We start from the raw sequence: 3,071 nt of genomic DNA, 5'->3' as shown, positions 1-3,071 counted from the left end.
CACGTGGTGCTCGCGACCGGCACGGCGTCCGGCAAGTCGCTGGCCTACCTGCTGCCGGCGCTGAGCACGGTTCGCGCCGAGCGTGGGCCCCGCGGGCAGCGCGGCGCCGCCGTGCTCTACCTCGCCCCGACGAAGGCGCTCGCGCACGACCAGTGGGCCGCCATCGACGCGCTCGGGCTCGACGTCCGCGTCGCGACCCACGACGGCGACAGCTCCACCGAGGAGCGGGAGTGGACCCGCGACTACGCGGAGTACGTCTTGTCCAACCCCGACATGCTGCACCGCTCGCTGCTGCCGGGGCACCAGCGGTGGAGCCAGTTCTTCCGGTCGCTGCGCTACGTCGTGATCGACGAGTGCCACCACTACCGCGGTGTGTTCGGCGCGCACGTCGCCCAGGTGGTGCGGCGGCTGCGTCGGGTGTGCGCGTCGTACGGCGCCTCGCCGACCTTCATCCTCGCGTCCGCCACGGTCGCCGACCCCGACGTGACGGCCCGGCGGATGATCGGCCTCGACGTCACGGCCGTGACGACCGACGGGTCGCCGCGCGGCGAGCTCGCCGTCGGGATGTGGGAGCCGCCGCTGACGTCGTACACCGGTGAGCAGGGGGCGCCGGTCCGGCGCCCGGCGACCGCCGAGACCGCCGACCTGATGGCCGATCTCGTGGTCGAGGACGTGCGGACGCTGGCGTTCGTGCGTTCGCGACGTGGCGTGGAGATGGTCGCCCAGCGTGCCAACGAGCTGGTCTCGGAGGTGGATCCGTCGCTGGCCGGCCGCGTCGACTCCTACCGGGGCGGCTACCTGCCCGAGGAGCGGCGGGCGCTGGAGGAGGCCCTGCGCAGCGGTCGCCTGCTCGGCATGGCCGCCACGAACGCCCTCGAGCTCGGCATCGACGTGAGCGGTCTCGACGCGGTGCTGGTGACCGGCTATCCCGGCACGCGGGCCGCGTTCTGGCAGCAGATCGGTCGCGCGGGACGTGATGCCGGCGGCGCGCTGGGGCTGCTGGTGGCGCGCGACGACCCGCTGGACACCTACCTCGTGCATCACCCCGAGGCGCTGCTCGGTCGGCCGGTCGAGGGCACGGTCTTCGACACCGACAACCCCTACATCCTCGGCCCGCACCTGTGCGCGGCCGCCCAGGAGCTGCCGATCACGACCGCCGACTTCGCGATGTTCGGCCCCCGCACCCGCGAGGTGCTGGGAGACCTGGTGGAGCGGGGCCTGCTCCGGCGACGGCCGGCCGGTTGGTTCTGGACGGACCGTTCGCGCGCCGCCGACCTCGCCGACATCCGGTCCGCCGGCGGACAGCAGGTGCAGCTGCTCGAGGCGGGCACCGGCCGGGTGGTCGGCACGGTCGACGGCGCGCGTGCCCACAGCACCGCGCACCCCGGCGCGATCTACCTCCACCGTGGCCAGACCTGGCAGGTGGACACCCTCGACCTGGAGGACCATGTCGCCGAGATGCGGCGCGTGGAGGTCGACCACACCACCACCGCTCGCGACATCACCGACATCGAGATCATCGACGAGCGGGAGCACGTGGCCTGGGGGCCGTGCCGGGTCAGTGTCGGCACCGTGGAGGTGACCAACCAGGTCACCTCCTACCTGCGCCGCCGCCTCCGCACCGGCGAGGTGATGGACGAGACGCCCCTGGACCTGCCGCAGCGGACGCTGTCGACCACCGCCGTCTGGTGGACCGTGCCGGACGCGGTCCTGGCCGCGACCGGTCTGGACGCCGCCGACCTGCCGGGGTCCGCCCACGCCGCCGAGCACTGCTCGATCGGCCTGCTGCCGCTGTTCGCGACCTGCGACCGGTGGGACATCGGAGGCGTCTCCACCGCCCGCCACCCCGACACCGGCGTCCTGACCGTGTTCGTGCACGACGGCCACCCGGGCGGAGCGGGCTTCGCGGAGCGCGGCTACCGCACGGCCGCCGCCTGGTTGCGCGCCACGCGCGCGGCGATCGCCGCCTGCGAGTGCACGTCGGGGTGTCCTTCCTGCATCCAGTCGCCCAAGTGCGGCAACGGCAACGACCCGCTCGACAAGCGTGGCGCGGTGGCGCTGCTCGACGCGTTGCTGCGCGACGCCCCGTCTCCGGACCAGTAGCCTCCTGTCATGGTGATCCTGGGTCTGCTCATCCTGCTGCTGGGCGTACTGGGTGTGCTCGGCGGCCTCTTCGGCACGGGTTACGAGAACGACAAGGAGACCACCTCCTACGTCGGGGTCGACGTCACGCCGGAGGTCATCTTCATCCTCGGCATCATCTCCGCGCTGCTCGTCGTGGCCGGTCTGTGGACGATGAAGACGGGCGCGAAGCAGGGTTGGCGGCGCCGCAGGGAGCACAAGCGGCTCGGCGAGCTCTCCGAGAAGCTCGACAGGGTCGAGTCCGAGCGCCGCAGGGACGACCTCTCCGGCCGCGAGGACACCACCTGATCCGGCCCGAGCGCCCCGTCGACTCCTCCTAGCCCGACCCGGCGCTGGCGGGACCGGCGCGGGCGCGAGCAGTCAGGTCCTCGTCCTGGCCGAGCCAGCGGGGACCGACGACCACCACCTCGACCACCACGTCCTCACCCTCGACCGCACAGGAGCTGAGCGCGGCGTCGTTGGCGGCGGCGACGTCCGCAGCCTGGCCGCAGGGGTCCCGCCCGTGATGGTCGGCGACGGCGGTTGCGCCCGCGAGCGCCGCGAGATCGGCTGCCGCCTGAGCCTGTCGGTGGGCGACGAAGATGGCCGCGACCACACCGGTCGCCGCGCCCACGAGGAGGAGCGCGCCGCTCATGGCGACGGCGAGCACGGTGGCGGCGCCGCGTTCGTCGGGCGTGCTCACTCCACGGCCTCCTCCGCCACCGCCACGGCCTCGGCGCGGAGCTCGGCACCCGGCAGCCGACCGAACAGCCCGCCGGGACCGGTCAGCTGGCCACGAGCACGCACGAGCACCCGTTCCCCGTCCCGGGTCACCGAGATCCGCACGCCCTCCGGCGCCACCCGCTGGCCGATCGCGACCGCCTCGGACGGGTCCTCACCGCGGGCGAGCGCGCGTGCCGTCTCCCGGGCCGCGTCGACGGTGCGGATCT

The 3,071-nt window shown here is 73.8% G+C and carries 4 protein-coding genes; 2 read left to right on the top strand and 2 right to left on the bottom strand.

Translation table 11 applies throughout. The features are described 5' to 3' along the window. Both E7Z54_RS19275 and E7Z54_RS19270 read left to right on the top strand, forming a co-directional pair. Nucleotides 1-2,103: DEAD/DEAH box helicase (locus E7Z54_RS19275; RefSeq protein WP_136436347.1), on the top strand; the 2,103-nt coding region annotated here is incomplete at its 5' end. A 9-nt stretch (nt 2,104-2,112) separates the two neighbouring features. Beyond that, entirely contained in the window at nt 2,113-2,430 is a 318-nt protein-coding gene (locus tag E7Z54_RS19270; RefSeq protein ID WP_136436346.1) for a hypothetical protein, read from the top strand. A gap of 28 nt (nt 2,431-2,458) precedes the next feature. On the opposite strand, the gene E7Z54_RS19265 is transcribed toward E7Z54_RS19270, so the two are convergent. Both E7Z54_RS19265 and E7Z54_RS23500 read right to left on the bottom strand, forming a co-directional pair. Further along, a complete protein-coding gene (locus E7Z54_RS19265; RefSeq protein WP_136436345.1) occupies nt 2,459-2,824 on the bottom strand; it encodes an Rv3654c family TadE-like protein in 366 nt (121 codons plus the stop codon). After that, the coding region (locus tag E7Z54_RS23500) for a TadE family type IV pilus minor pilin (RefSeq protein ID WP_276606248.1) at nt 2,821-3,071 on the bottom strand (251 nt) is incomplete at its 5' end. The genes E7Z54_RS23500 and E7Z54_RS19265, both read right to left, overlap by 4 nt.

Source organism: Nocardioides sp. (assembly GCF_004803405.1).
Classification (GTDB): Bacteria; Actinomycetota; Actinomycetes; order Propionibacteriales; family Nocardioidaceae; genus Nocardioides; species Nocardioides vastitatis.
This window is presented reverse-complemented; position numbering and strand designations above follow the sequence as displayed.